The 26,791-nt window shown below is 54.0% G+C and carries 19 protein-coding genes; 17 read left to right on the forward strand and 2 right to left on the reverse strand.

The window, feature by feature from the left end; genetic code table 11:
* Nucleotides 1-4: 4 nt before the first annotated feature.
* From iscX to sseB, 3 genes are all read left to right on the forward strand, one after another.
* Nucleotides 5-205, forward strand: coding sequence for a Fe-S cluster assembly protein IscX (iscX, locus tag ACO7SM_RS05775; RefSeq protein ID WP_192613074.1), 201 nt, complete (start codon nt 5-7; stop codon nt 203-205).
* Nucleotides 206-385: 180 nt separating this feature from the next.
* The gene (pepB, locus tag ACO7SM_RS05780) at nt 386-1,669 is read left to right on the forward strand and encodes an aminopeptidase PepB (protein WP_490470053.1); all 1,284 of its coding nucleotides are present in this window, start codon (nt 386-388) and stop codon (nt 1,667-1,669) included.
* A gap of 107 nt (nt 1,670-1,776) precedes the next feature.
* Nucleotides 1,777-2,553, forward strand: coding sequence for an enhanced serine sensitivity protein SseB (gene sseB / locus ACO7SM_RS05785; RefSeq protein ID WP_192613072.1), 777 nt, complete (start codon nt 1,777-1,779; stop codon nt 2,551-2,553).
* Between the two features lie 89 nt (nt 2,554-2,642).
* On the opposite strand, the gene sseA is transcribed toward sseB, so the two are convergent.
* Nucleotides 2,643-3,485 carry a 3-mercaptopyruvate sulfurtransferase gene (gene sseA, locus ACO7SM_RS05790; RefSeq protein WP_490470054.1) on the reverse strand — a complete coding sequence of 281 codons (843 nt, stop codon included), beginning with the start codon at nt 3,483-3,485 and terminating at the stop codon, nt 2,643-2,645.
* A 209-nt stretch (nt 3,486-3,694) separates the two neighbouring features.
* Between sseA and ACO7SM_RS05795 the strand changes: the two genes are divergently transcribed.
* From ACO7SM_RS05795 to ACO7SM_RS05845, 11 genes are all read left to right on the forward strand, one after another.
* On the forward strand, nt 3,695-8,647 hold the full coding sequence (locus ACO7SM_RS05795; RefSeq protein WP_490470055.1) for an alpha-2-macroglobulin family protein: 4,953 nt from the start codon (nt 3,695-3,697) through the stop codon (nt 8,645-8,647).
* The gene (pbpC, locus tag ACO7SM_RS05800) at nt 8,648-10,960 is read left to right on the forward strand and encodes a peptidoglycan glycosyltransferase PbpC (RefSeq protein WP_490470056.1); all 2,313 of its coding nucleotides are present in this window, start codon (nt 8,648-8,650) and stop codon (nt 10,958-10,960) included. It begins immediately after the preceding gene.
* 166 nt (nt 10,961-11,126) lie between these two features.
* Nucleotides 11,127-11,558 carry a nucleoside-diphosphate kinase gene (gene ndk, locus ACO7SM_RS05805; protein ID WP_162379108.1) on the forward strand — a complete coding sequence of 144 codons (432 nt, stop codon included), beginning with the start codon at nt 11,127-11,129 and terminating at the stop codon, nt 11,556-11,558.
* 168 nt (nt 11,559-11,726) lie between these two features.
* Nucleotides 11,727-12,893, forward strand: a complete 1,167-nt coding sequence (gene rlmN, locus ACO7SM_RS05810) for a dual-specificity RNA methyltransferase RlmN (protein WP_490470057.1) — start codon at nt 11,727-11,729, stop codon at nt 12,891-12,893.
* Nucleotides 12,894-13,185: 292 nt separating this feature from the next.
* Nucleotides 13,186-14,196 (forward strand): cytoskeleton protein RodZ, encoded by a 1,011-nt coding sequence (gene rodZ / locus ACO7SM_RS05815; protein ID WP_490470058.1) that lies wholly within the window; start codon nt 13,186-13,188, stop codon nt 14,194-14,196.
* 26 nt (nt 14,197-14,222) lie between these two features.
* Nucleotides 14,223-15,341: a flavodoxin-dependent (E)-4-hydroxy-3-methylbut-2-enyl-diphosphate synthase gene (gene ispG / locus ACO7SM_RS05820; RefSeq protein ID WP_490470059.1), complete on the forward strand. Its 1,119-nt coding sequence runs from the start codon at nt 14,223-14,225 to the stop codon at nt 15,339-15,341.
* A 110-nt stretch (nt 15,342-15,451) separates the two neighbouring features.
* Nucleotides 15,452-16,726 (forward strand): histidine--tRNA ligase, encoded by a 1,275-nt coding sequence (gene hisS / locus ACO7SM_RS05825; RefSeq protein ID WP_490470060.1) that lies wholly within the window; start codon nt 15,452-15,454, stop codon nt 16,724-16,726.
* Between the two features lie 13 nt (nt 16,727-16,739).
* Nucleotides 16,740-17,360 (forward strand): YfgM family protein, encoded by a 621-nt coding sequence (locus ACO7SM_RS05830; RefSeq protein ID WP_490470061.1) that lies wholly within the window; start codon nt 16,740-16,742, stop codon nt 17,358-17,360.
* A 10-nt stretch (nt 17,361-17,370) separates the two neighbouring features.
* On the forward strand, nt 17,371-18,549 hold the full coding sequence (gene bamB, locus ACO7SM_RS05835) for an outer membrane protein assembly factor BamB (RefSeq protein WP_490470062.1): 1,179 nt from the start codon (nt 17,371-17,373) through the stop codon (nt 18,547-18,549).
* A 116-nt stretch (nt 18,550-18,665) separates the two neighbouring features.
* The gene (der, locus tag ACO7SM_RS05840) at nt 18,666-20,138 is read left to right on the forward strand and encodes a ribosome biogenesis GTPase Der (RefSeq protein ID WP_490470063.1); all 1,473 of its coding nucleotides are present in this window, start codon (nt 18,666-18,668) and stop codon (nt 20,136-20,138) included.
* 58 nt (nt 20,139-20,196) lie between these two features.
* Nucleotides 20,197-20,418, forward strand: a complete 222-nt coding sequence (locus ACO7SM_RS05845) for a zinc ribbon domain-containing protein (protein WP_490470064.1) — start codon at nt 20,197-20,199, stop codon at nt 20,416-20,418.
* A 5-nt stretch (nt 20,419-20,423) separates the two neighbouring features.
* On the opposite strand, the gene xseA is transcribed toward ACO7SM_RS05845, so the two are convergent.
* Entirely contained in the window at nt 20,424-21,803 is a 1,380-nt protein-coding gene (xseA, locus tag ACO7SM_RS05850; protein ID WP_490470065.1) for an exodeoxyribonuclease VII large subunit, read from the reverse strand.
* Nucleotides 21,804-21,964: 161 nt separating this feature from the next.
* On the opposite strand from xseA, the gene guaB reads away from it, so the two are divergent.
* From guaB to ACO7SM_RS05865, 3 genes are all read left to right on the forward strand, one after another.
* Complete coding sequence (gene guaB / locus ACO7SM_RS05855) at nt 21,965-23,431, forward strand: IMP dehydrogenase (protein ID WP_203360424.1); 1,467 nt, start codon at nt 21,965-21,967, stop codon at nt 23,429-23,431.
* A 68-nt stretch (nt 23,432-23,499) separates the two neighbouring features.
* Nucleotides 23,500-25,077 (forward strand): glutamine-hydrolyzing GMP synthase, encoded by a 1,578-nt coding sequence (guaA, locus tag ACO7SM_RS05860; RefSeq protein WP_203360425.1) that lies wholly within the window; start codon nt 23,500-23,502, stop codon nt 25,075-25,077.
* Nucleotides 25,078-25,694: 617 nt separating this feature from the next.
* Nucleotides 25,695-26,789 carry a NapC/NirT family cytochrome c gene (locus ACO7SM_RS05865; protein ID WP_490470066.1) on the forward strand — a complete coding sequence of 365 codons (1,095 nt, stop codon included), beginning with the start codon at nt 25,695-25,697 and terminating at the stop codon, nt 26,787-26,789.
* The last annotated feature ends 2 nt before the right edge of the window (nt 26,790-26,791 follow it).

Below are 26,791 nucleotides of genomic sequence, written 5' to 3' on the forward strand. Positions count from 1 at the left end.
TAGTATGGGACTGAAGTGGACTGATAGCCGCGAGATTGGCGAAGCGCTGTATGATGCCTTCCCCGACCTTGACCCAAAGACCGTTCGTTTCACCGACCTGCATCAATGGATCTGCGAGCTGGAAGATTTCGATGATGACCCGCAGGCATCAAACGAAAAAATTCTTGAAGCCATCCTGCTGGTCTGGCTGGACGAAGCTGAATAATTTTCGCGTCATGATTCGCGCCACAGGTGTGTTGGCTGCATTCGTTCACCCCAGTCACATAGTTATCTATGCTCCTGGGGATTCCCTCACTTGCCGCCTTCCTGCAACGCGAATCATTTAGCGAAAAAATTCCTGTCGGGCTGCCATAAGGCGGCCCGTTTGCTAATAAGGAAAATAACAATGACAGAAGCCATGAAAATTACGCTTTCCACGCAACCTGCTGACGCTCGCTGGGGAGAAAAAGCGACATACAGCATTAATAATGAAGGCATTACCCTGCATCTCAATGGGAAAGACGACCTCGGTGTTATCCAGCGCGCGGCGCGTAAAATCGACGGCCTGGGTATCAAACATGTTCAACTGACCGAAGAAGGCTGGGACGTGGATCGCTGCTGGGCATTCTGGCAGGGCTACAAAGCGCCGAAAGGCAGCCGTAAAGTGGAATGGCCAGATCTGGAGGACGCGCAACGTCAGGAACTGAAGAGCCGTCTGACCATTATCGACTGGGTGCGCGATACCATTAACGCGCCAGCGGAAGAGCTCGGGCCGGAGCAACTGGCGCAGCGTGCGGTGGATCTGCTGTGCAGCGTGGCGTGCGACCACGTCTCATATCGCATCACGAAAGGTGAAGATCTGCGCGAGCAGAACTATATGGGGCTGCATACGGTGGGGCGTGGTTCCGAACGTCCGCCGGTCTTGCTGGCGCTGGATTACAATCCGACGGGCAGCAAAGAAGCGCCGGTGTATGCCTGCCTGGTCGGCAAAGGGATCACGTTTGATTCCGGTGGTTACAGCATCAAGCAGAGCGCGTTTATGGACTCAATGAAGTCCGATATGGGCGGTGCGGCAACGGTGACCGGCGCGCTGGCGTTTGCTATCACCCGTGGTCTTAACAAACGCGTGAAGCTTTACCTGTGCTGTGCCGACAACCTGATCAGCGGCAATGCGTTCAAACTGGGCGACATTATTCGCTATCGCAACGGTAAAAACGTTGAAATCATGAACACTGACGCAGAAGGGCGTCTGGTTCTGGCGGACGGGCTGATCGATGCCTGTGCGCAAAAACCGGAGCTGATCATTGATGCCGCGACGCTCACGGGTGCGGCGAAAACGGCGCTGGGTAATGATTATCACGCACTGTTCAGCTTTGATGATCAACTGGCGGGGCGTCTGCTGGCGAGCGCGACGGCAGAAAACGAACCGTTCTGGCGTTTGCCGCTGGCCGAGTTCCACCGTAACCAGTTACCGTCAAACTTTGCGGAACTGAACAATACAGCCAGTGCGGCGTACCCCGCAGGGGCGAGTACGGCGGCGGGGTTCCTCTCGCATTTTGTGGAAAACTACCAGCAAGGTTGGCTGCATATCGACTGCTCCGCAACCTACCGCAAGGCGCCTGTGGAGCAGTGGTCAGCAGGGGCGACAGGACTGGGTGTCCGCACGATTGCTAATCTACTGACTGCCTGAAAGGTGTTTTTGTAGGCCGGGTAAGCGAAGCGCCACCCGGCATTTTGCCTGATGGCGACGCAGTGCGCCTTATCAGGCCTACAATCCATATATAATTTGTGATCTCTATGTCTGAAACAAAAAACGAATTAGAAACCCTGCTGGAGAAGGCGGCTACTGAGCCCGCGCATCGTCCGGCATTTTTCCGTACTTTACTGGAGTCTACTGTCTGGGTTCCGGGCACCGCCGCAGAAGGTGAAGCTATTGTTGAAGACAGTGCGTTGGATCTGCAGCACTGGGAAAAAGAAGACGGCACCACGGTAATCCCGTTTTTCACCTCGCTTGAAGCATTGCAGCAAGCGGTGGAAGAGGAGCAGGCATTTGTGGTGATGCCGGTGCGTACCCTGTTTGAAATGACGCTGGGCGAGACGCTTTTTCTCAACGCTAAACTGCCGACGGGCAAAGAGTTTATGCCGCGTGAAATCAGCCATTTGATCGGCGAAGAAGGCAATCCGCTGAGTACCCAGGAGGTACTGGAAGGAGGAGAGTCGTTAATTCTCTCTGAAGTGGCAGAACCGCCCGCGCAGATGATTGATTCGCTGACGACGCTGTTTAAAACCATTAAACCGGTAAAAAGAGCGTTCCTCTGTTCGATCAAAGACAGCGCAGAGGCACAACCCAACCTGCTGATTGGTATTGAAGCGGATGGTGATATTGAGGAGATTATTCAGGCGGCGGGCAGCGTGGCGACCGACACGTTACCGGGCGATGAACCGATCGATATCTGCCAGGTAGTGAAAGGTGAAAAAGGGATCAGCCACTTTATTACTGAGCACATTGCGCCGTTCTACGAGCGCCGCTGGGGCGGGTTCCTGCGCGATTTTAAACAAAATCGGATAATCTAAAAAAGCCTGATAGCACTGCGCTTATCAGGCCTGTAAGGTGCAATTCTGTTGGCCGGATAAGCGTTTAGCGCCATCCGGCATTGCAAACATTACGCAGGCTCTACCGGTAAATCGGCGCGAGCGCCCCACTCACTCCATGCACCGTCATACAGTGCCACGTTCTGCACGCCGAGCGTCGTCAGCGCCAGAACCACAACGGCTGCTGTGACACCTGAACCGCAACTGGCGATGATCGGTCTGTCAAAACTCACCCCGTGGCTGAAGAAAATCGTATCCAGCTCGTCAGTCGTTTTTAACTCGCCATCACGAACCAGTTCACTCCACGGCACGTTGAGCGCGCCGGGAACATGCCCGCGTCTCAGACCCGGGCGCGGTTCGTCGACTTCAGCATTGAATCGTGCGGCCGGGCGGGCATCGACAATCTGAGCGGTTTTTTCGTGGCTGGCCAGCAGGACATCGGTGAGACGTACAACGGATTCTGGGGTGAATTTAGCGTCAAACTCCCCTTCAGAATATGCGGCTTCCCCTTCCTGTTGCGGCAGATCTTCATGCTGCCAGCCTGCCAGGCCACCGGCAAGAATGGAGACATTGTCCACCCCGAAGGTGCGGAGCATCCACCACGCTCGCGGCGCTGAGAAGAGATTGCCGTCGTCATACACCACCAGATGTTTATCCTGAAAGACACCCAGCTCGCGCATCGCGACGGCGAAAGCTTCCGGGCGCGGCATCATGTGCGGCAATGGCGAGGTATGGTCGGAGAGCGCTTCGATATCGAAAAAAACAGCCCCGGGAATGTGCCCTGAGCGGTATTCGCCCGCAACGTCACGGTCTTCTTGTCCAGGGGGCGCCATGCGGGCATCAATGATTTGTATTTCCGGGTCATCGATATGTTCGGCAAGCCAGTTGGCTGTAACAAACCAGGGGGTAGTCATAGGCGTCTCCATTTTTACCGTTTCTTTGGCAAATTGTCGGCCGTTTGCTGTAAAGGAACAAGTAAAAGAGGCTGATTTATCAGGTTGTGCCACATTTCTCACCCAAAAATCAGAATTCAGACCCCTGATACTGACTTACACAACGGGTAATCTCGCGCATAATATCTTATCAACAGTGGCTAACGGGCCTGAGTGGCCAGGGATGAACAATGAAACACTTACGTGTAGCAGCCTGTATGCTGCTGGCGGCGCTGGCTGGATGCGACGACAACACTACGACAGCGGCAAAAAATACCGCGTCTGCGCCACAGCCAAAAACTGCCGCCCCTGCGCAACAGGCAGCAGGGGGGAAGGATCCCGCGCAGTTGCAGAAACTGGCTCAGCAAAGCCAGGGGAAAGCGCTGACGCTGCTGGATGCTTCGGAAGTCCAGATCGATGGCGCGGCGACGCTGGTGCTCACATTCTCGATCCCGTTAGATCCTGAGCAAGATTTTTCCCGTACCGTACATGTGGTCGATAAAAAAAGCGGCAAGATTGATGGTGCCTGGGAGCTTGCGCCAAATCTGAAAGAGTTGCGTTTACGGCATCTTGAACCAAATCGGGATCTGGTCGTTACCGTGGAACGCGATGTCAAAGCGTTGAATAAAGCCACGTTTGGCAGCGAATATGAGAAGACCATCACCACACGGGATATTCAGCCGAGTGTGGGATTCGCCAGCCGCGGCTCGTTGCTGCCGGGAAAAGTGGTGGAAGGCTTGCCGGTAATGGCGCTCAACGTAAACAATGTGGATGTTAATTTCTTTCGTGTAAAACCTGAGTCGCTGGCGGCGTTCGTCAGCCAGTGGGAATACCGTAACGCCCTGTCTAACTGGGAGTCCGACAATCTGCTAAAAATGGCGGATCTGGTCTATACCGGCCGCTTTGATCTGAATCCTGCCCGTAATACCCGCGAAAAACTCCTCTTGCCGTTAAGCGAGATTAAGCCATTACAGCAGGCTGGGGTCTATGTGGCGGTGATGAATCAGGCGGGCCAGTATAACTACAGCAATGCCGCTACGCTGTTTACGCTCAGCGACATCGGTGTTTCTGCGCACCGTTATCACAATCGTCTCGACGTTTTTACCCAAAGCCTGGGGAACGGTGCCGCACAGCAGGGTATTGAGGTCACTTTACTCAATGATAAAGGGCAGACGCTGGCGCAAGCGAACAGCGATGCACAGGGGCATGTCCAACTGGATATGGACAAAAACGCGGCGTTATTGCTGGCGAGAAAAGACGGGCAAACCACGCTACTGGATTTGAAATTGCCCGCGCTGGATCTGGCTGAATTTAATATCGCGGGCGCCCCGGGTTACAGCAAACAGTTCTTTATGTTTGGTCCCCGCGATCTCTATCGTCCTGGCGAAACGGTGATCCTCAATGGGTTACTGCGTGACAGCGACGGCAACGCGTTGCCCGATCAACCTGTCAAACTGGAAGTAGTGAAACCGGATGGTCAGGTGCTGCGTACGATAGTGAGCCAGCCAGAAAACGGTTTGTATCGCTTTACGTACCCGCTGGACAGCGGCGCGGCGACCGGCATGTGGCACATCCGCGCGAACACAGGCGATAACCAGTCGCGGATGTGGGATTTCCACGTTGAAGACTTTATGCCCGAGCGGATGGCGCTCAACCTGACAGCACAAAAAACACCCATAGCCCCCGCCGATGAGGTGAAATTCTCGGTCGTCGGCTACTACCTGTATGGCGCACCGGCAAACGGTAATGCGTTACAAGGGCAACTGTTTTTGCGCCCACTGCGAGACGCGGTACCGGCGTTGCCGGGGTTCCAGTTTGGCAATATTGCTGAAGAGAATCTCTCCCGCAGTCTCGATGAAGTTCAGCTCACGCTGAATGATACAGGCCGTGGCGAAGTGACGATGACGAGCCAGTGGCAAGAGGCGCACTCGCCATTGCAGGTGATCCTGCAGGCAAGCTTGCTGGAGTCGGGGGGACGCCCGGTGACGCGTCGTGTCGAACAGGCTATCTGGCCGGCACAGACATTGCCTGGCATTCGCCCGCAATTCGCCGCGAAAGCCGTGTATGACTACCGTACGGACACCACGGTGAATCAACCGATTGTAGATGAAGGTAGCAATGCGGCTTTTGACATTGTCTACGCCGATGCGCAAGGCGTAAAAAAAGCGGTCTCAGGATTACAGGTGCGTTTGATTCGCGAGCGGCGTGATTACTACTGGAACTGGTCAGAAAGCGAAGGCTGGGAATCACAGTTTGATCAAAAAGATCTGGTAGAAGGGGAACAGTCTCTCGATCTTAACGCGGATGAAACCGGTAAAGTCAGCTTCCCCGTTGACTGGGGTTCCTATCGTCTGGAAGTGAAAGCGCCAAACGACGTGGTCAGTAGCGTGAGATTCTGGGCCGGATATAGCTGGCAGGATAACAGCGATGGCAGCGGCGCTGCCCGTCCGGATCGTGTCACGCTGAAACTGGATAAACCGACCTATCGACCTGGCGACACCCTCAAATTACATATCGATGCCCCTGTTGCGGGTAAAGGGTATGCGATGGTGGAATCGAGTGACGGTCCGTTGTGGTGGAAAGAAATTGATGTCCCTGCTGGGGGGCTTGAACTTGCGATTCCGGTCGATAAAACCTGGAATCGCCACGATATATACCTGAGTGCGCTGGTGGTGCGCCCTGGCGATAAATCACGCTCAGCCACGCCGAAACGCGCTGTCGGGTTATTACATCTGCCGTTAGGGGATGAAACCCGCCGTCTGGATCTGAGCATGGACACACCGGAAAAGATGCGACCCAATCAGCCGCTGACCGTGAAAGTGAAAGCCAGCGTCAAACAGGGCGAAACGCCAAAACAGATCAATGTGCTGGTGTCTGCCGTTGATAGCGGGGTGCTGAATATTACGGACTACGTGACGCCGGATCCATGGCAGGCATTCTTCGGGCAAAAACGCTATGGCGCAGATATCTATGATATTTACGGTCAGGTGATTGAAGGTCAGGGGCGTCTGGCGGCGCTGCGCTTCGGTGGGGATGGCGATGCACTCAAACGCGGCGGTAAACCGCCGGTCAACCATGTGAACATTGTGGCGCAGCAGGCACTGCCCGTCGCGCTCAATGAACAGGGTGAAGGCACGGTGACCCTGCCGATCGGTGATTTTAATGGTGAACTGCGGGTGATGGCGCAGGCGTGGACTGCCGGAGATTTCGGCAGCAGTGAAAGCAAAGTGGTCGTTGCGGCACCGGTCATTGCGGAACTGAACACCCCGCGCTTTATGGCTGCTGGCGATACTTCACGTCTGACGCTGGACGTCACGAATCTGACTGACAAACCGCAAACGCTTAATATTGCGCTGACCGCCAGCGGATTACTCGAACTGGTGGGCCAACAGCCTGAACCCGCCAATCTGGCGCCGGGCGTAAGGATAACATTGTTCATTCCCGTTCGTGCGCTTGAGGGCTTTGGCGATGGCGAATTGCAGGCAACGATCGACGGAGTCAATCTGCCAGGTGAAACCATTGCCGTGCAGAATAAACAGTGGAAGATTGGGGTACGTCCTGCCTGGCCTGCCCAGACGGTAAACAGTGGCGTCACTTTGCAACCCGGCGAAACCTGGCATGCGCCTGCGCAGAATCTGGAGAATTTCTCCCCGGTTACGCTACAAGGGCAATTGCTGCTGAGCGGCAAACCGCCGCTGAATCTGGCGCGTTATATTCGTGAATTGAAAGCCTATCCGTATGGGTGTCTTGAGCAGACCGCCAGCGGCCTGTTCCCTTCACTTTATACCAATGCGGCGCAGTTGAAGGCGCTGGATATTACGGGCGATAGTGATGAAAAACGTCGTGCGGCGGTCGATATCGGTATTTCTCGTCTGTTGCAGATGCAGCGCGATAACGGCGGTTTTGCACTGTGGGATAAAAACGGTCCGGAAGAGTATTGGCTGACAGCTTATGCGATGGACTTCCTCGTGCGTGCTGGCGAACAAGGGTACAGCGTGCCAACGGAGGCGGTTAACCGGGGTAATGAACGCCTGCTTCGTTATCTGCAGGATCCGGGCATGATGTCGATTCGCTACAGCGACGATACACCGGCCAGTAAATTTGCTGTTCAGGCATATGCTGCGCTGGTACTGGCACGCCAGCAAAAAGCGCCGTTGGGCGCACTGCGTGAGATCTGGGAACGCCATGCTCAGGCTGCATCAGGTTTGCCTTTGCTGCAACTGGGTATTGCGCTGAAAAACATGGGCGATGCCACTCGCAGTGAACAAGCGTTGACGCTGGCTCTCAATACACCGCGGCGTGATACGCAGCAGTGGATGGCGGATTACGGCAGTTCGCTGCGCGATAACGCGCTGATGTTGTCGCTGCTGGAGGAGAATAAGCTCAAACCGGATGTGCAAAACACCTTGCTGAACACCTTGTCTGAGCAGGCATTCGGCCAGCGCTGGCTTTCTACTCAGGAAAGTAATGCCCTGTTCCTTGCCGCACGAACCTTGCAGGATTTGCCGGGGAACTGGCAGGCACAGACTTCCCTTTCAGAGCAGCCGCTTGCGGGCACGAACGCGCAAACGCGTAATCTTGATGCTGACCAGTTAGCTTCCCTTGCCGTCACCAACAGTGGCAATCAACCGCTGTGGCTGCGTCTGGACAGTAGCGGCTATCCGGATTCCGCCCCTGCGTCGACCAGTCAGGTTCTGCAAATTGAACGTCAAATTCTGGGAACCGACGGGCAGCAAAAATCGCTTTCCTCACTGCGCAGCGGCGAACTGGTGCTGGTTTCGTTGACGGTGAAAGCCAGCCAGAATGTACCCGATGCCCTGGTCGTGGATCTATTACCTGCCGGGCTTGAACTGGAAAACCAGAATCTGGCGAACGGCAGCGCCAGCCTGCAGGACAGCGGTAACGCGGTGCAGAATCTGTTGAGTCAGATGCAGCAGGCGGACATCCAGCATCTGGAATTCAGAGACGACCGCTTTGTTGCCGCCGTTGCGGTCAATGAAGGACAACCCGTGACGCTGGTCTACCTGGCGCGGGCGGTGACGCCGGGAACGTATCAGGTGCCGGTTCCGCAGGTGGAATCAATGTATGTTCCGCAGTGGCGGGCGACCGGGACAACCGAAGGGCTCATGATTGTTACACCGTAAATGATGGGTTTTCGAGGAAAACGCGGCGGCTGGGCAGTGCTGGTCGTCGCACCTTTTATCATTCTCTTTTTGGTCTGGGGGGCAGATAAAATCTGGCCGCTACCGCTCAGAGAGGTGAATCCTGCCCGGGTAGTGGTGGCGCATGACGGCGTACCGCTTTGGCGTTTTGCCGATGCGGACGGCATCTGGCGCTATCCGGTGACTCTCGAAGAGGTGTCGCCCCGCTATCTGGAGGCGCTCATCAATTATGAAGATCGCTGGTTCTGGAAGCATCCGGGGGTAAACCCGTTTTCAGTATTACGCGCCGCCTGGCAGGATCTCTCCTCCGGGCGCGTGGTGTCTGGCGGCAGTACGCTCACCATGCAGGTCGCAAGATTGCTTGACCCTCATCCGCGCACATTCGGCGGCAAATTTCGCCAGCTTTGGCGCGCGCTTCAGCTTGAATGGCATCTCTCCAAACGCGAAATTTTGACGTTGTATCTTAACCGCGCCCCTTTTGGAGGAACGCTGCAAGGCATTGGCGCAGCAAGCTGGGCTTATCTCGGCAAACCTCCGACGCAATTAAGCTACTCAGAAGCGGCATTGCTGGCCGTGTTGCCGCAGGCTCCCAGTCGTTTGCGCCCCGATCGCTGGCCAGAGCGCGCACAAGCGGCGCGAAATAAAGTGCTGGAACGGATGGCGACCCAGGGCATCTGGTCGGCAAAAATTGTGCAGGAATCCCGTGAAGAACCGGTCTGGCTGTCGCCCCGGAAAATGCCGCAACTGGCGCCGCTCTTCTCACGCATGATGCTCGGGAAAAGTAAAAACGACAAAATCGTCACTACGCTGGATGCGGGATTACAGTATCAACTGGAGGAGCTTGCCGCGTCCTGGAAAAGCAGGCTCCCCGCCCGCAGTTCACTGGCGATGATCGTTGTTGATCACACGGATATGCGTGTGCGCGGCTGGGTAGGATCGGTGGACATGAACGACGACAGTCGTTTTGGTCATATCAATATGGTCAATGCTATCCGATCGCCGGGATCGTTGCTCAAACCCTTTGTTTACGGTCTGGCGCTGGATGACGGGCTGATCCATCCGGCGTCATTATTACAGGACGTCCCGCGGCGTACCGGTGATTATCGCCCAGGGAATTTTGACAGTGGTTTTCATGGGCCGGTCAGCATGAGCGAGGCGTTGGTGCGTTCGCTGAATTTACCTGCGGTACAAGTGCTGGAAGCGTATGGGCCAAAACGTTTTGCCGCCAAACTTCGCAATGCGGGTTTGCCGCTGTATTTACCCGCCGGGGCGGCTCCCAATCTTTCACTGATTCTGGGGGGCGCAGGGGCGAAACTGGATGAGATGGCCGCAGCCTGGAGCGCTTTTGCGCGTCATGGCAAAGCCGGTGCTTTGCGGCTTCAGCCTGACGACCCGTTACAAGAACGCCCGCTGATGTCGCCTGGCGCGGCGTGGATTATCCGGCGAATTATGGCCGATGAGGCGCAGCCTTTACCGGATAATTCGCTGCCGAGGATTGCGCCGCTGGCATGGAAAACCGGTACCAGCTATGGCTATCGCGATGCCTGGGCCATCGGCATTAATGCGCGTTATATCATTGGGGTGTGGACGGGCAGGCCGGACGGCACGCCCGTTGTGGGACAGTTTGGGTTCGCAAGCGCCGTCCCGCTGCTGAATCAGGTGAACAATATTTTGCAAGCGCGGACGACCGTTCAGCCTGAAGATCCGCGCCCGCCATCGGTCAGTCAGGGCGTGATTTGTTGGCCTGGGGGACAATCACTTCCCGCCACCGAGCCGAACTGCCGCCGCCGACTGGCCACCTGGCTACTGGAGGGCAGCCAGCCGCCCACGTTGTTACTCCCTGAACAGGAAGGGCTTAACGGCATCCATTTCCCGGTCTGGCTGGATGACTCGGGAAAACGTGTCGCGGCTGATTGTCCGCAGGCGCGCGAGCAAACGCTGATTGTATGGCCGTTACCGCTTGAACCCTGGCTTCCTGCTTCCGAACGCCGCGCATCGCGGCTTCCTCCGGTTTCAACCACCTGTCCTCCGTTGGGGCAGGGGGCGCTTTTACCCCTCCAGTTGACCGGGGTTCTCGACGGTGCGGTTCTGAGGCGCTTACCCGGAACGCCAGAAGCCTCTTTACCGATCCAAATCCGGGGGGGAACAGAAGCGCGTTGGTGGTTTTTGAATGGTGAACGGCTGCAAGAGCGCGGGCGGAATATCACGTTACGCGTGGCGGAAAAAGGTGAGTATCAGCTTCTGGTAATGGATGATGCGGGGCAGGTGGCGACAGTGAGATTTACCTTGCAGTAGTCGGTCAGTAGACCAGATTGCGGTGAATTGTTGCTAACGTTAGATTTATTTTAAAAAAATGTTACCTTCGTCAATGGTCAACTGGCTGTAGGGTCATTATAATCCGCGCCAGGTCGTACATAAACCCTAACGGGTAGACAACAACAGAACATATTCAGAGGTAATCATGGCTATTGAACGTACTTTTTCCATCATCAAACCAAACGCGGTGGCAAAAAACGTTATTGGCAACATCTTTGCGCGCTTTGAAGCAGCAGGGTTTAAAATTGTCGGTACTAAAATGCTGCACCTGACCGTTGAACAGGCGCGCGGATTCTATGCAGAGCATGACGGTAAACCTTTCTTCGACGGTCTGGTCGAGTTCATGACCTCAGGCCCGATCGTTGTTTCCGTACTGGAAAGCGAAAACGCCGTTCAGCGCCATCGCGACCTGCTGGGCGCAACCAACCCGGCTAACGCGCTGGCGGGAACCCTGCGCGCTGACTACGCTGACAGCTTCACCGAAAACGGCACCCACGGTTCTGATTCCGCCGAGTCTGCCGCACGTGAAATCGCCTATTTCTTTGGCGAAGGCGAAGTGTGCCCGCGTACTCGCTAATCGAGCACGCCTTTACACATTATTTTCGCTAATGTCTCGCGCAAGCGTGGCATCCTTGCGATAGAATTTGTACAATGCAGCGCCCCCGGACGAGCACCGCTCACCGGGGCGTTTCTTTTTTCAACCCTCCAGGGGCCATAACGTGTAATAACGAGGCCGGAATCGATTATGTCTGAACAAATTGTCACGTCTGAAAGCATCACCCCAGTAGTCCCTAATAAAGAGGGTAAAATTAATCTGTTGGATCTCAACCGCCAGCAGATGCGCGAGTTTTTTAAAGAATTAGGTGAAAAGCCCTTCCGCGCCGACCAGGTGATGAAGTGGATGTACCACTACTGCAGCGATGACTTTGATGATATGACCGATATCAACAAGGTATTGCGTGGTAAGCTGAAAGAAGTGGCGGAAATCCGTGCGCCAGAAGTGGTTGAAGAACAGCGTTCAACTGACGGCACCATCAAATGGGCGATCGCGGTTGGCGATCAGCGTGTCGAAACGGTCTACATCCCGGAAGACGATCGCGCTACCCTGTGCGTCTCTTCACAGGTAGGGTGTGCGCTGGAGTGTAAATTCTGCTCAACTGCGCAGCAGGGCTTTAACCGTAACCTGCGCGTGTCGGAAATTATCGGCCAGGTGTGGCGTGCGGCGAAGATCGTCGGTGCCGCGAAAGTCACTGGGCAACGTCCTATCACCAATGTGGTGATGATGGGGATGGGCGAGCCATTACTCAACCTGACCAACGTCGTTCCTGCCATGGAAATCATGCTGGATGATTTCGGATTCGGTTTATCAAAGCGCCGCGTTACCCTGTCCACCTCCGGTGTTGTCCCCGCGCTGGACAAACTGGGTGATATGATTGACGTCGCGCTGGCGATTTCCCTGCACGCGCCGAACGATGAAATTCGTGATGAAATCGTTCCTATCAACAAAAAGTACAATATCGAAACGTTCCTGAACTCGGTTCGTCGCTATCTGGAGAAATCCAATGCGAACCAGGGGCGCGTCACGATTGAGTATGTCATGCTCGATCATGTTAACGACGGCACCGAACATGCGCATCAACTGGCAGAATTGCTGAAAGATACGCCGTGTAAGATTAACCTGATTCCGTGGAACCCGTTCCCGGGCGCACCGTATGGACGCAGTTCAAACAGCCGGATTGACCGTTTCTCCAAAGTGTTGATGGGCTACGGCTTCACCACTATCGTGCGTAAAACCCGCGGTGATGATATCGATGCAGCCTGCGGCCAGTTGGCGGGTGACGTGATTGACCGTACTAAACGCACCTTGCGTAAGCGTATGCAGGGTGAGGCAATCGACATTAAAGCGGTTTGATGTTAGTTACGCTGCGGTATAATTAATCTACCGCAGCACTAAGGTAAGCTATTTTGCGGTTATCGCTATCTTTCTATGGTCAATAATAACGGTGCGTTTTTGTTGACTTTAGGGCAGTATGTAGCGGTGCAACAATAGGTTAGCCTTAGGCTTTAGCTGTTTTGTCATGAGTGACCTGGCAGTCTTATACTGTCCAACTAAGGTTAACTGACCTGATGTTTCGCGGTGCGGGTGGGCATTGTGGCTCGCCGGCACCTGAACCCTTATTTACACGTACCTGCAGCTGTAGCGAATGAATACTGAAGCCACGCACGACCAAAATGAAGCACAAACCACCGGCGTTCGTCTGCGCAATGCCCGTGAACAACTCGGACTCAGCCAGCAGGCAGTCGCAGAGCGACTTTGCCTGAAGGTTTCCACGGTACGCGACATTGAAGACGATAAGGCGCCAGCCGATCTCGCTTCAACGTTCCTGCGCGGGTATATCCGTTCTTACGCACGTCTGGTGCATATTCCTGAAGAAGAACTGCTGCCAGGGCTGGAAAAGCAGGCGCCGATTCGACCGGGCAAAGTGGCCCCGATGCAAAGTTTTTCTCTCGGCAAGCGTCGTAAAAAACGCGATGGCTGGTTGATGACTTTCACCTGGCTGATTCTGTTTGTGGTTGTTGGCCTGACGGGCGCCTGGTGGTGGCAAAATCACAAGGCGCAGCAGGAAGAGATCACCACGATGGCCGATCAATCTACTGCTGAACTGAACGCCAGTAACGAAAGCTCGCAGAGCGTATCGCTGGATACCAGCGCGACAACCAGCCAGAATAACGCTCAAGCGCCTGCGGACGCCGCGAATACGGCAGCGACAACTGCACCGCAGACGGCGGAAGCGACATCCGTTGCGCCGACGGCAGATGCACAACAGAATGCGGTTGTTGCGCCTTCTCAGGCTAACGTTGATACCGCAACGACGGCTCCTGCTGTGGCTCCAGCCGCCCCGGGCGCGCCATTGCCAGCTGACCAGGCTGGCGTAACGACGCCTGCGGCTGATCCCAATGCGCTGGTCATGAACTTCACTGCCGATTGCTGGTTAGAAGTGACTGACGCAACAGGCAAAAAGTTGTTTAGCGGTATGCAGCGTAAAGATGGCAATTTAAACTTAACGGGCCAGGCGCCTTACAAGCTTAAAATTGGCGCTCCGGCTGCGGTACAGATCCAGTATCAAGGAAAGCCTGTCGATCTTAGCCGTTTTATCAGAACTAACCAGGTTGCACGTCTGACCGTTAATGCCGAACAATCACCGGCTCAGTAACAGACGGGCAATGCGGGAGATTTTTCATGCATAACCAGGCTTCAATTCAACGTAGAAAGTCGAAGCGTATTTACGTTGGGAATGTGCCGATTGGCGATGGCGCCCCCATCGCCGTACAATCTATGACCAATACGCGTACCACGGATGTGGCGGCGACGGTCAATCAAATCAAAGCGCTTGAACGCGTTGGTGCCGATATTGTTCGTGTCTCTGTGCCGACAATGGACGCTGCCGAAGCGTTTAAACTGATCAAACAGCAGGTCAACGTACCGCTGGTCGCCGATATCCATTTTGATTATCGCATTGCGCTAAAAGTGGCGGAGTACGGTGTCGATTGTTTGCGGATTAACCCAGGCAATATTGGCAGCGAAGAGCGTATTCGCATGGTGGTGGATTGCGCTCGCGACAAAAACATCCCGATCCGCATCGGTGTTAACGCCGGATCGCTGGAAAAAGATCTTCAGGAAAAATACGGTGAACCTACACCGCAAGCGTTGCTGGAATCCGCAATGCGCCATGTGGATCATCTCGAACGCCTCAATTTTGACCAGTTTAAAGTCAGCGTTAAAGCCTCCGATGTCTTTTTGGCGGTGGAATCCTATCGTTTGCTGGCGCGTCAGATCGAACAACCCCTGCATCTCGGGATCACCGAAGCGGGCGGCGCACGCAGTGGCGCAGTGAAATCAGCAATTGGTCTGGGGTTACTGCTGTCGGAAGGGATTGGCGATACGCTGCGCGTCTCGCTGGCTGCCGATCCGGTGGAAGAGATCAAAGTCGGTTTCGATATTCTGAAATCGCTGCGTATTCGTGCCCGCGGAATCAACTTTATCGCGTGCCCAACCTGTTCTCGTCAGGAGTTCGACGTCATCGGTACGGTGAACGCACTGGAACAACGTCTGGAAGATATCATTACGCCAATGGACGTTTCGATTATCGGCTGCGTTGTCAACGGGCCGGGCGAAGCGCTGGTTTCTACGTTGGGTGTGACGGGCGGTAATAAGAAAAGCGGCCTCTATGAAGACGGTGTGCGTAAAGACCGACTCGACAACGACGATATGATCACGCAGCTTGAAGCCCGTATTCGTGCGAAAGCCAGCATCCTGGATGAAGCACGTCGAATTGACGTGCAGCAGGTTGAAAAATAATAACGTGATGGGAAGCGGCGTGCTTCCCGTGTATGATTGAACCCGCATGGCTCCCGCACCGTTTGGGGAAGCGCTGAGGGTTCATTTTTATATTCAGAAAGAGAATAAACGTGGCAAAAAACATTCAAGCCATTCGCGGCATGAACGATTATCTGCCTGGCGAAACCGCCATCTGGCAGCGCATTGAAGGCACACTCAAAAACGTGCTCGGCAGCTACGGTTACAGTGAAATCCGCTTGCCGATTGTAGAGCAGACCCCGTTATTCAAACGCGCGATCGGTGAAGTTACTGACGTGGTTGAAAAAGAGATGTACACCTTTGAGGACCGTAACGGCGATAGCCTGACATTACGTCCCGAAGGGACGGCGGGCTGTGTACGCGCCGGCATCGAACATGGTCTCCTGTACAATCAGGAACAGCGTCTGTGGTATATCGGGCCGATGTTCCGCCACGAACGTCCGCAGAAAGGACGTTATCGTCAATTCCATCAGTTGGGTGTCGAAGTGTTTGGCCTGCAAGGCCCGGACATTGACGCTGAGCTGATCCTGCTCACTGCGCGCTGGTGGCGTGCGCTGGGTATTTCTGAACATGTTAGCCTTGAGCTGAACTCTATCGGTTCACTTGAAGCTCGCGCTAACTATCGTGATGCGCTGGTTGCCTTCCTCGAACAGCATAAAGAGAAGCTGGACGAAGACTGCAAACGCCGTATGTACACCAACCCGCTGCGTGTCCTGGATTCCAAAAATCCGGAAGTGCAGGCGTTGCTCAACGACGCCCCGGCACTGGGTGATTATCTGGACGACGACTCACGCGAACATTTCGCCGGTCTGTGCAAACTGCTTGAAGCAGCAGGTATCGCCTACACCGTCAACCAGCGTCTGGTGCGCGGTCTTGACTACTACAACCGTACCGTCTTTGAATGGGTCACTAACAGCCTGGGCTCGCAAGGCACCGTATGTGCGGGTGGTCGTTATGACGGTCTGGTGGAGCAACTTGGCGGTCGCGCAGCCCCGGCGGTAGGTTTTGCCATGGGTCTGGAACGACTTGTTTTGCTTGTTCAGGCAGTTAATCCGGAATTTAACGTCGATCCTGTTGTCGATATATACCTGGTCGCTTCAGGCGTGGGTACGCAGTCTGCTGCAATGATCTTCGCTGAACGTCTGCGTGATGAAATTCCAGGCGTAAAACTGATGACAAACCACGGTGGCGGCAACTTTAAAAAACAGTTTGCCCGTGCCGACAAATGGGGTGCCAGCGTTGCGCTGGTGCTGGGTGAGACTGAAGTGGCTGACGGTACTGTTGTCGTGAAGGATTTGCGCTCTGGTGAGCAAACGACAGTCGCGCAGGATAGCGTTGCCGCACACTTGCGCACTTTGACTCGTTAAGGAGAAGGACAGCGTGGAAATTTACGAGAACGAAAACGATCAGATTGATGCGATCAAACGTTTCTTTGCTGAGAACGGTAAAGCGCTGGTTGTTGGGGTTATTTTAGGGGTAGGTGCGCTGGTAGGTTGGCGCTACTGGACCAGTCATCAGACAGAATCAGCACGTTCTGCTTCTCTGGCCTATCAAAATGCGGTAACCGCAGTGAGTGCGGGCAAACCGGAGGGCCTTCCTGCTGCGGAGAAATTTGCGGCAGAAAATAAAAATACTTACGGCGCGCTGGCCTCTATGGAACTGGCGCAGCAGTTTGTTGATAAAAATGAACTTGAGAAAGCCGCAGCCCAGTTACAACAGGGGTTGACGGCCACCAGCGATGAGAATCTCAAAGCGGTGATCAATCTGCGTCTGGCCCGTGTTCAGGTGCAACTCAAGCAAGCGGATACTGCGCTGAAAACGCTCGACACCATCAAAGGTGAAGGGTGGGCAGCCATTGTAGCCGATTTGCGTGGGGAAGCATTGCTGAGTAAAGGTGATAAACAAGGCGCGCGTAGTGCATGGGAAGCAGGCGTGAAGAGCGACGCTACCCCAGCGCTGAGCGAAATGATGCAGATGAAAATCAATAATTTGTCCATCTGAGAGGGACCCGATGCAATTGCGTAAATTACTTCTGCCAGGGCTGCTTTCCGTGAGCCTGGTGAGCGGCTGTTCACTGTTTAGTGGCGAAGAAGATGTCGTTAAGATGTCCCCGTTACCTGTAGTTGAAAATCAGTTTCAACCGTCTACGGCCTGGAGCACCTCTGTAGGCAACGGTATTGGTGATTTCTATTCCAATCTTCATCCTGCTCTGGCGGATAACGTCGTCTATGCAGCCGATCGTGCTGGCGTTGTTAAGGCACTGAATGCAGACGATGGCAAAGAAGTCTGGTCTGTTAATCTGGGAGAGAAAGACGGGTGGTTCTCCAGAGCCTCTGCGCAACTCTCTGGCGGTGTGACCGTTTCTGGCGGCCATGTTTATATCGGCAGTGAAAAAGCGCAGGTGTATGCCTTGAATACCAGCGACGGTACGCCAGCATGGCAGACGAAAGTCGCCGGTGAAGCGTTGTCCCGCCCGGTGGTCAGTGATGGCGTGGTGCTGATTCATACCAGCAACGGTCAACTCCAGGCGTTAAACGAGGCTGATGGTGCTATCAAATGGACCGTTAACCTTGATATGCCGTCGCTCTCCCTGCGTGGCGAGTCTGCCCCAGCGACCGCTTATGGCGCTGCGATTGTGGGTGGCGACAATGGTCGTGTAAGTGCGGTACTGATGCAGCAGGGCCAGATGATCTGGCAGCAGCGTATTTCGCAAACCACAGGGACGACTGAAATTGACCGCCTGAGCGACGTTGATACAACGCCGGTCATCGTCAATGGCGTCGTTTACGCACTGGCTTATAATGGTAACCTGACGGCGCTTGATCTGCGCAGCGGTCAGATTATGTGGAAACGCGAGCTGGGTTCGGTAAATGACTTTATCGTCGACGGCAACCGTATTTATCTCGTTGACCAGAATGACCGTATCATGGCGTTGACCACTGACGGTGGTGTGACCCTGTGGACGCAAAGCGATCTCTTACACCGTCTGCTGACCTCACCTGCGTTGTATAATGGCAACTTAGTGGTCGGCGACAGCGAAGGCTATCTGCACTGGCTCAACATTGAAGATGGTCGTTTCGTGGCACAGCAAAAAATAGACGGCTCCGGTTTACTGACTGAACCGGTATCGGCTGATGGTAAACTGCTGCTCCAGGCAAAAGACGGCACGGTGTATTCTATTACACGTTAACCGTCACGGCCGCTCGCTTTGAAAAACGGCTCCTGGTGCAGGGGCCGTTTTACTGTTTTTAACAACGGCATAAAATGTGCGCGTTGTCTGATGATTTTTTAAATGAGGCTTTAAACATGGTACCTGTGGTCGCGCTTGTCGGGCGCCCTAACGTTGGAAAATCCACGTTATTTAACCGTCTAACTCGCACCCGAGATGCGCTGGTTGCGGATTTCCCGGGTCTGACTCGTGACCGTAAGTACGGTCGTGCGGAAGTTGAAGGCCGCGAGTTTATCTGCATTGATACCGGCGGTATTGATGGCACTGAAGACGGCGTCGAGACGCGTATGGCGGAACAGTCGCTGCTGGCGATTGAAGAAGCCGATGTGGTGTTGTTCATGGTTGATGCGCGAGCAGGGCTGATGCCTGCCGATGAAGCCATCGCCCAGCATCTGCGTTCTCGCCAGAAACCGACGTTCCTCGTTGCCAACAAAACTGACGGGCTTGATCCTGACCAGGCGATTGTCGATTTCTATTCACTGGGTTTAGGTGAAATCCACCCGATTGCGGCATCCCATGGGCGTGGCGTACTGAGCCTGCTGGAACACGTGCTGCTGCCGTGGATGGATGATGTTGCTCCGCAGGAAGAAGTCGATGAAGATGCGGAGTATTGGGCGAAATTTGAAGCCGAAGAAAATGGTGAAGAAGAGCCGGAAGATGATTTCAACCCGCAAGATTTGCCGATTAAGCTGGCTATCGTTGGCCGCCCGAACGTAGGTAAGTCCACACTTACTAACCGTATTTTGGGTGAAGATCGTGTTGTCGTCTATGACATGCCGGGCACGACGCGTGACAGCATCTATATCCCGATGGAGCGCGATGAGCGTGAGTATGTACTGATTGATACTGCGGGGGTTCGTAAACGCGGTAAAATTACTGACGCGGTAGAAAAATTCTCCGTAATCAAAACGTTGCAGGCGATTGAAGACGCCAACGTGGTGATGCTGGTGATTGATGCGCGCGAAGGTATTTCCGATCAGGATCTGTCGCTGCTGGGCTTCATCCTCAATAGTGGGCGCTCACTTGTTATTGTGGTGAACAAATGGGATGGCCTGAGCCAGGAAGTTAGAGAGCAGGTAAAAGAGACTCTGGACTTCCGTCTGGGCTTTATCGACTTTGCCCGCGTACACTTTATTTCTGCCTTGCACGGCAGCGGTGTCGGCAACCTGTTTGAATCTATTCGTGAGGCGTACGACAGCTCAACGCGTCGCGTGAGCACGGCGATGCTGACCCGTATCATGACGATGGCGGCAGAAGATCACCAGCCGCCGCTGGTGCGTGGCCGCCGCGTGAAGTTGAAATACGCCCATGCCGGTGGTTATAACCCGCCAATTGTGGTGATCCACGGTAATCAGGTAAAAGACTTGCCAGATTCCTACAAGCGTTATCTGATGAACTACTTCCGTAAGTCGCTGGAAGTCATGGGGACGCCGATCCGCATTCAGTTTAAGGAAGGGGAAAACCCGTTTGCCAACAAACGCAATACGCTGACCCCGACCCAGATGCGTAAGCGTAAGCGTCTGATTAAGCACATCAAGAAAAGTAAGTAATCTGCTCACCCTCTCCGCTCCGGGGAGGGTGCCATCAACAGGAATATGAGGAGGATGTATGGAACTCATTTGTCCCGTCTGTCACCAGGCACTGGAACGTAATGGCGAAACAGCGCACTGTGTCTCATGTGAAAAAGATTTCAAACTGGAACCCCGGTGCCCGGATTGCCATCAGCCCCTGCAGGTTTTAAAAGCCTGTGGCGCGGTGGATTACTTTTGTCAGAACGGACACGGTCTTATTTCAAAAAAACGGGTTGAGTTCGTCATTAATAACGAATAACGCGATTACTGACTCGCGGGTTTGCGTTTTCGGGGCGCTTTCACGGGCTTAACGTCGGTTATCTGGCTCTCCACCCAGCCATCGTTCAGGCGAGTGGTCATTCTTTCTCCTGCCTTCACCTGCTTAACCTGCTTCAGCACTGCGCCATCGGCAGTGCGGGTTACGCTATACCCACGCGCCAGTGTAGAAAGCGGACTGACAGCCTCAAGGTGGGTCACGGCGTTACCGAAGCGTTCACGCGTGGCGCTGAGCTTCGCACGGAAGGTTTCTGCCAGGCGATATTCCAGTTGCTGGATACGCGTCTGGGCACGATGAATTCTCGGCTGTGGACTTTGCTGATTCAGGCGTTGAACCAGACGTTGCTGTTGCGTCGACGCGCGTTTGAGCTGGTTTTCCAGGGCAAAACGCATCCGTTTTTGCAGACGTTCCAGCGTGGTTTGCTGGCGCGCCAGTCGTAGCTGCGGGTGCTGCTGCTGTAAGCGGTGATGGAGCTGGGTAAAACGGCGGGCGCGGTTGGCGAGATAATAATCCATCGCCATCTCCAGTCGTTGCTGTGCAGACTGCACCTGGCGCAGTAATTCTTGCTGATTGCGACTGACGATTTCCGCCGCAGCGGAAGGGGTTGGCGCCCGCAGGTCGGCAACAAAATCAGCAATCGTGACGTCGGTTTCGTGGCCGACGGCGCTGACCACCGGGATCCGGCTGGCAAAAATGGCCCGTGCAACGCGTTCGTCGTTGAAGCTCCATAAATCTTCCAGCGAACCACCGCCGCGCCCGACAATTAACACGTCACACTCGTTGCGCGCGTTCGCCAGTTCAATGGCGCGGACGATTTGCCCCGGCGCGTCATCGCCCTGTACCGCCGTCGGGTAAATGATCACCGGCAGCGACGGATCGCGACGTTTCAGAACGTGGAGAATATCGTGCAGCGCCGCGCCGGTTTTAGAGGTAATCACCCCTACGCAGTGCGCAGGCGAGGGAAGGGGGTTCTTTAACTGTTGATCGAAAAGACCTTCTGCCTGCAGCGTTGCTTTTAGCTGCTCATATTTCTGCTGAAGTAACCCTTCTCCCGCAGGCTGCATACTTTCGACAATAATTTGATAATCGCCGCGCGGCTCATAGAGCGTAATATTGGCGCGAACCAGCACCTGCTGACCGTGCTGTGGGCGAAAGGTGACGCGGCGGTTGCTGTTACGAAACATGGCGCAGCGAACCTGAGCGGTATCGTCTTTTAGCGTGAAGTACCAGTGACCGGAAGAGGGCTGGGTAAAATTCGAGATTTCACCGCTGATCCACACCTGCCCCATTTCCTGTTCAAGCAACAAACGAACCGTCTGGTTGAGGCGGCTAACAGTAAAGATTGAGGAGGTTTGAGCGGATAACATGTGAGCGGGATCAAATTCTAAATCAGCAGGTTATTCAGTCGATAGTAACCCGCCCACAGAGGAGCGCAAGTATTATTTTCAAAAAAGTGTGGAAGCAATCGGTTCCGCTCTGTATAATGCCACGGCAATATTTAACCACCCCCAGGTCAGAGATATTGCCCATGCTACGTATTGCTAAAGAAGCTTTGACGTTTGACGACGTCCTCCTCGTTCCCGCTCATTCTACCGTTCTGCCGAATACTGCCGATCTCAGCACGCAGTTAACGAAGACCATTCGCCTGAACATCCCTATGCTCTCCGCAGCAATGGACACCGTGACGGAAGCGCGTCTGGCGATTGCCCTGGCGCAGGAAGGCGGCATCGGTTTTATCCACAAGAACATGTCTATTGAGCGCCAGGCTGAAGAAGTTCGCCGCGTGAAAAAACATGAATCTGGTGTCGTGACCGACCCACAGACTGTCCTGCCTACCACCACGCTGCGTGAAGTCAAAGAGTTGACCGAACGTAATGGTTTTGCCGGTTACCCGGTCGTCACTGAAGACTACGAACTGGTCGGCATTATCACCGGTCGTGATGTCCGTTTTGTGACCGATCTGAATCAGCCGGTAAGCGTATACATGACGCCGAAAGAGCGTCTGGTCACCGTTCGTGAAGGCGAAGCCCGTGACGTTGTGTTAGCGAAAATGCACGAAAAACGCGTTGAAAAAGCCCTGGTGGTTGACAGTGGTTTCCATCTGCGCGGCATGATTACCGTAAAAGACTTCCAGAAAGCGGAACGTAAACCGAACTCCTGTAAAGATGAGCATGGCCGCTTGCGCGTTGGCGCAGCCGTCGGCGCGGGCGCGGGCAACGAAGAGCGCGTTGATGCGCTGGTCGCTGCCGGTGTTGACGTGTTGCTGATCGACTCCTCTCACGGCCATTCTGAAGGCGTTCTGCAGCGTATTCGTGAAACCCGTGCAAAATACCCGGATCTGCAAATCATCGGTGGCAACGTGGCGACAGGCGCTGGCGCACGTGCGCTGGCTGACGCTGGCGTGAGCGCGGTGAAAGTCGGTATCGGCCCTGGTTCTATCTGTACGACCCGTATTGTTACTGGCGTTGGGGTTCCGCAGATCACCGCGGTATCCGACGCAGTTGAAGCGCTGGAAGGTACCGGTATTCCGGTTATCGCTGACGGCGGTATCCGTTTCTCCGGCGATATCGCGAAAGCGATCGCAGCAGGCGCGGCTGCCGTGATGGTAGGTTCCATGCTGGCGGGTACTGAAGAATCCCCGGGCGAAATCGAACTGTACCAGGGCCGTTCTTACAAATCTTACCGTGGTATGGGTTCTCTTGGCGCGATGTCCAAAGGCTCCTCTGACCGTTACTTCCAGAGCGATAACGCCGCTGACAAACTGGTGCCGGAAGGTATCGAAGGTCGCGTTGCCTATAAAGGCCGCCTGAAAGAGATCATTCACCAGCAGATGGGCGGCCTGCGCTCCTGTATGGGGCTGACCGGTTGTGGTACCATCGACGAGTTGCGTACCAAAGCAGAGTTTGTACGCATCAGCGGTGCGGGTATTCAGGAAAGTCACGTTCACGATGTGACGATCACCAAAGAGTCCCCGAACTACCGTCTGGGCTCCTGATTTTCTTCGCCCGACCTTGTGTCGGGCGATTTATTTAATCTGTTTCACTTGCCTCGGAATTAGCGTCAATGACGGAAAACATTCATAAACATCGCATTCTCATCCTGGATTTCGGTTCTCAGTACACTCAGCTGGTTGCGCGTCGCGTGCGTGAACTTGGCGTTTACTGCGAACTGTGGGCGTGGGATGTTACGGAAGCACAAATTCGCGAATTCAATCCAAGCGGCATTATCCTTTCCGGCGGCCCGGAAAGTACCACTGAAGACAATAGCCCACGCGCACCGCAGTATGTGTTTGAAGCGGGTGTTCCGGTCTTCGGCGTTTGCTATGGCATGCAGACCATGGCAATGCAGTTGGGCGGTCATGTTGAAAGCTCTAACGAACGTGAATTCGGTTACGCGCAGGTTGAAGTGAAAACCGACAGCGCCCTGACGCGTGGTATTGAAGATTCCCTGACTGCAGAGGGTAAACCGCTGCTGGATGTGTGGATGAGCCACGGAGACAAAGTGACCGCAATCCCGGCTGACTTTGTCACTGTCGCCAGCACCGAAACCTGCCCGTTCGCCATTATGGCCAACGAAGAAAAACGCTTCTACGGCGTGCAGTTCCACCCGGAAGTGACTCACACGCGTCAGGGCCTGCGTATGCTGGAGCGCTTCGTGCGCGACATCTGCCAGTGTGAAGCGCTGTGGACTCCGGCGAAAATTATCGACGACGCCGTTGCCCGCATCCGCGAGCAGGTGGGCGATGATAAAGTGATCCTCGGTCTTTCCGGCGGCGTAGACTCTTCTGTCACTGCAATGCTGCTGCATCGCGCGATTGGCAAAAACCTGACCTGCGTCTTCGTCGATAACGGTCTGCTGCGCCTGAACGAAGCCGAGCAGGTGATGGACATGTTTGGTGACCATTTCGGTCTGAACATCGTTCACGTGGAAGGTGAAAAACGCTTCCTCGATGCGCTGGCGGGTGAAAACGATCCGGAAGCGAAACGTAAAATTATCGGCCGCGTTTTTGTTGAAGTCTTCGATGAAGAAGCACTGAAACTGGAAGACGTGAAATGGCTGGCGCAGGGTACCATCTACCCGGACGTCATCGAGTCTGCAGCTTCTGCGACCGGTAAAGCACACGTCATCAAATCTCACCACAACGTGGGCGGCTTGCCGAAAGAGATGAAGATGGGTCTGGTTGAACCGCTGCGTGAGCTGTTCAAAGATGAAGTGCGTAAAATTGGTCTGGAACTCGGCCTGCCGTACAACATGCTCTACCGTCACCCGTTCCCGGGGCCGGGTCTCGGCGTTCGCGTGCTGGGCGAAGTGAAGAAAGAGTACTGCGACCTGCTGCGTCGTGCGGACGCTATCTTCATCGAAGAGCTGCATAAAGCTGACTTGTACAACAAAGTGAGCCAGGCGTTCACCGTCTTCCTGCCGGTTCGTTCTGTAGGTGTGATGGGCGATGGCCGTAAGTACGACTGGGTTGTTTCTCTGCGTGCTGTCGAAACTATCGACTTTATGACAGCGCACTGGGCGCATCTGCCGTATGACTTCCTGGGCCGTGTCTCCAACCGCATCATCAACGAAGTGAATGGCATCTCCCGCGTGGTGTATGACATCAGCGGTAAGCCACCCGCTACGATCGAGTGGGAATAATCACGAGTCTCTCTGCTCTGTTCATGCGCAGGACAAAATAAAATCAACCCTCTGTTTTTACAGAGGGTTTTTTGTATGTATTTTATGAATATGAAGGCAGTAAACATTATTATAAATAAATATATTTTTGAATCTTATTAAATAAAGTGGCAGTGTTTGAATGATTTGTTTATGGTGATAAAAATAGTTCGTAAGCCGTATTGTGGTCAATGATTTCGCTTTTCGGATATTTTAAATATATTATTGGAATGTCTTTTTATAATCATAAGTGACGTGAATTATATAAGGCGTCTGGCATTAGATAAAAATCATTGTATATTTATTTATATAACTATGAGTATTTTTCAGATGTAAATGATGATATTGAGTGTTGGTAACATTTTATTCTTATTGGTTCTTTTTATGTAGTTTAATAATCTACCGCTTACATATTAACTCACTATTTTTAGTGCATTTTTTGTTTTAATCTCTCGTTGTGGGTAAATCTGAGACTTCCTTCATAATTTCCTCTTTGTCTGTTTCTTCTTCCTTTCCCATTGATGAATATCAATGAGTCAGCTGTAGCGCCTATTTAATGTCTACCTATAAAAGGGTATTTGCACTTACCAGGGTAGACGATGAAAAAAATAAATAGAATGGTTATATGGATGGTGCTTCTGGGGGCCATTCTTGGTGCGTTTGTGATTTTGGCCGCGCAATGGACATTGCATAAAACGTCCAGTACGGAATTTTGTTTGTCGTGTCATACGATGCAGGCGCCTTATGAGGAATATCTGGGGTCCAAACATTTTCAGAACCAGAAGGGCATCCGTGCGGAGTGCGCAGATTGTCACCTTCCGCAGGGTGGTGTGGATTACCTGTTCGCAAAACTGCGTGCGTCGAAAGATATCTATCACCAGTTCATTACCAAAAAGATCGATACCCCCGAAAAATTTGAAGACCATCGTCTGGAAATGGCGCAAACGGTATGGGCAGAACTCAAAGCCAATGACTCCGCGACCTGTCGCAGTTGTCACAGCATGGATGCCATGGATCTTGAAGCGCAAAGCGCGGATGCCCGAAAAATGCATGAGATGGGCGCAAAGGAAAAACAAACCTGTATCGACTGCCACAAAGGGGTCGCCCACTTCCCGCCAGAAATAAAAATGGACGATACCGCGTTACAAGGGCTTGAAGCACAGGCGGCCTCAACACCCGCATCAACGAAAGAGCTCTATGTTGTCAGCGCCGGCGCGCTTGGCGATCTGGCGACGCTATATCCGGCGACACAACTGCATGTGCTGAAAACCTCAGGAACCTCGCGTCATGTTGAAATTCGCGGTAGCCAGATGCAGGGCAGTGAACAGGTCATTTATTACGCGGCAGGTCAGCGACTTATTCTTGCCAGCCTGAGTGAAAAAGGACAGCAGGCGCTGAACGTACTCTCTGACTGGAAGAAAGATGAGTATGGCAATGCGTGGCGGGACGTTGCGCTACAGGGAGACTGGAGCGCTTCTGCCCTGGCCAGCCGTGAACCGATGTGGGATTACGCGCGCAAGCTCGACAATGTGTATTGCGCAGGTTGCCATGCGCCGATCCCCGCGAAGCACTTTACCCTCAATGCCTGGCCTTCAGTGGCAAAAGGGATGGGAGCACGAACCAATATCAGTGAAAACGAGCTGGATATTCTGAGTCGTTATTTCCAGTACAACGCAAAAGACATGCATAAATAAGC

This window comes from Citrobacter sp. LJND-P06 (genome assembly GCF_058188415.1).

Coding starts and splice junctions, on each gene's coding strand:
- iscX (WP_192613074.1), top strand. CDS start 5: ATGGGACTGAAGTGGACTGATAGCCGCGAGATTGGCGAAGCGCTGTAT.
- pepB (WP_490470053.1), top strand. CDS start 386: ATGACAGAAGCCATGAAAATTACGCTTTCCACGCAACCTGCTGACGCT.
- sseB (WP_192613072.1), top strand. CDS start 1,777: ATGTCTGAAACAAAAAACGAATTAGAAACCCTGCTGGAGAAGGCGGCT.
- sseA (WP_490470054.1), bottom strand. CDS start 3,485: ATGACTACCCCCTGGTTTGTTACAGCCAACTGGCTTGCCGAACATATC.
- ACO7SM_RS05795 (WP_490470055.1), top strand. CDS start 3,695: ATGAAACACTTACGTGTAGCAGCCTGTATGCTGCTGGCGGCGCTGGCT.
- pbpC (WP_490470056.1), top strand. CDS start 8,648: ATGATGGGTTTTCGAGGAAAACGCGGCGGCTGGGCAGTGCTGGTCGTC.
- ndk (WP_162379108.1), top strand. CDS start 11,127: ATGGCTATTGAACGTACTTTTTCCATCATCAAACCAAACGCGGTGGCA.
- rlmN (WP_490470057.1), top strand. CDS start 11,727: ATGTCTGAACAAATTGTCACGTCTGAAAGCATCACCCCAGTAGTCCCT.
- rodZ (WP_490470058.1), top strand. CDS start 13,186: ATGAATACTGAAGCCACGCACGACCAAAATGAAGCACAAACCACCGGC.
- ispG (WP_490470059.1), top strand. CDS start 14,223: ATGCATAACCAGGCTTCAATTCAACGTAGAAAGTCGAAGCGTATTTAC.
- bamB (WP_490470062.1), top strand. CDS start 17,371: ATGCAATTGCGTAAATTACTTCTGCCAGGGCTGCTTTCCGTGAGCCTG.
- der (WP_490470063.1), top strand. CDS start 18,666: ATGGTACCTGTGGTCGCGCTTGTCGGGCGCCCTAACGTTGGAAAATCC.
- ACO7SM_RS05845 (WP_490470064.1), top strand. CDS start 20,197: ATGGAACTCATTTGTCCCGTCTGTCACCAGGCACTGGAACGTAATGGC.
- xseA (WP_490470065.1), bottom strand. CDS start 21,803: ATGTTATCCGCTCAAACCTCCTCAATCTTTACTGTTAGCCGCCTCAAC.
- guaB (WP_203360424.1), top strand. CDS start 21,965: ATGCTACGTATTGCTAAAGAAGCTTTGACGTTTGACGACGTCCTCCTC.
- guaA (WP_203360425.1), top strand. CDS start 23,500: ATGACGGAAAACATTCATAAACATCGCATTCTCATCCTGGATTTCGGT.
- ACO7SM_RS05865 (WP_490470066.1), top strand. CDS start 25,695: ATGAAAAAAATAAATAGAATGGTTATATGGATGGTGCTTCTGGGGGCC.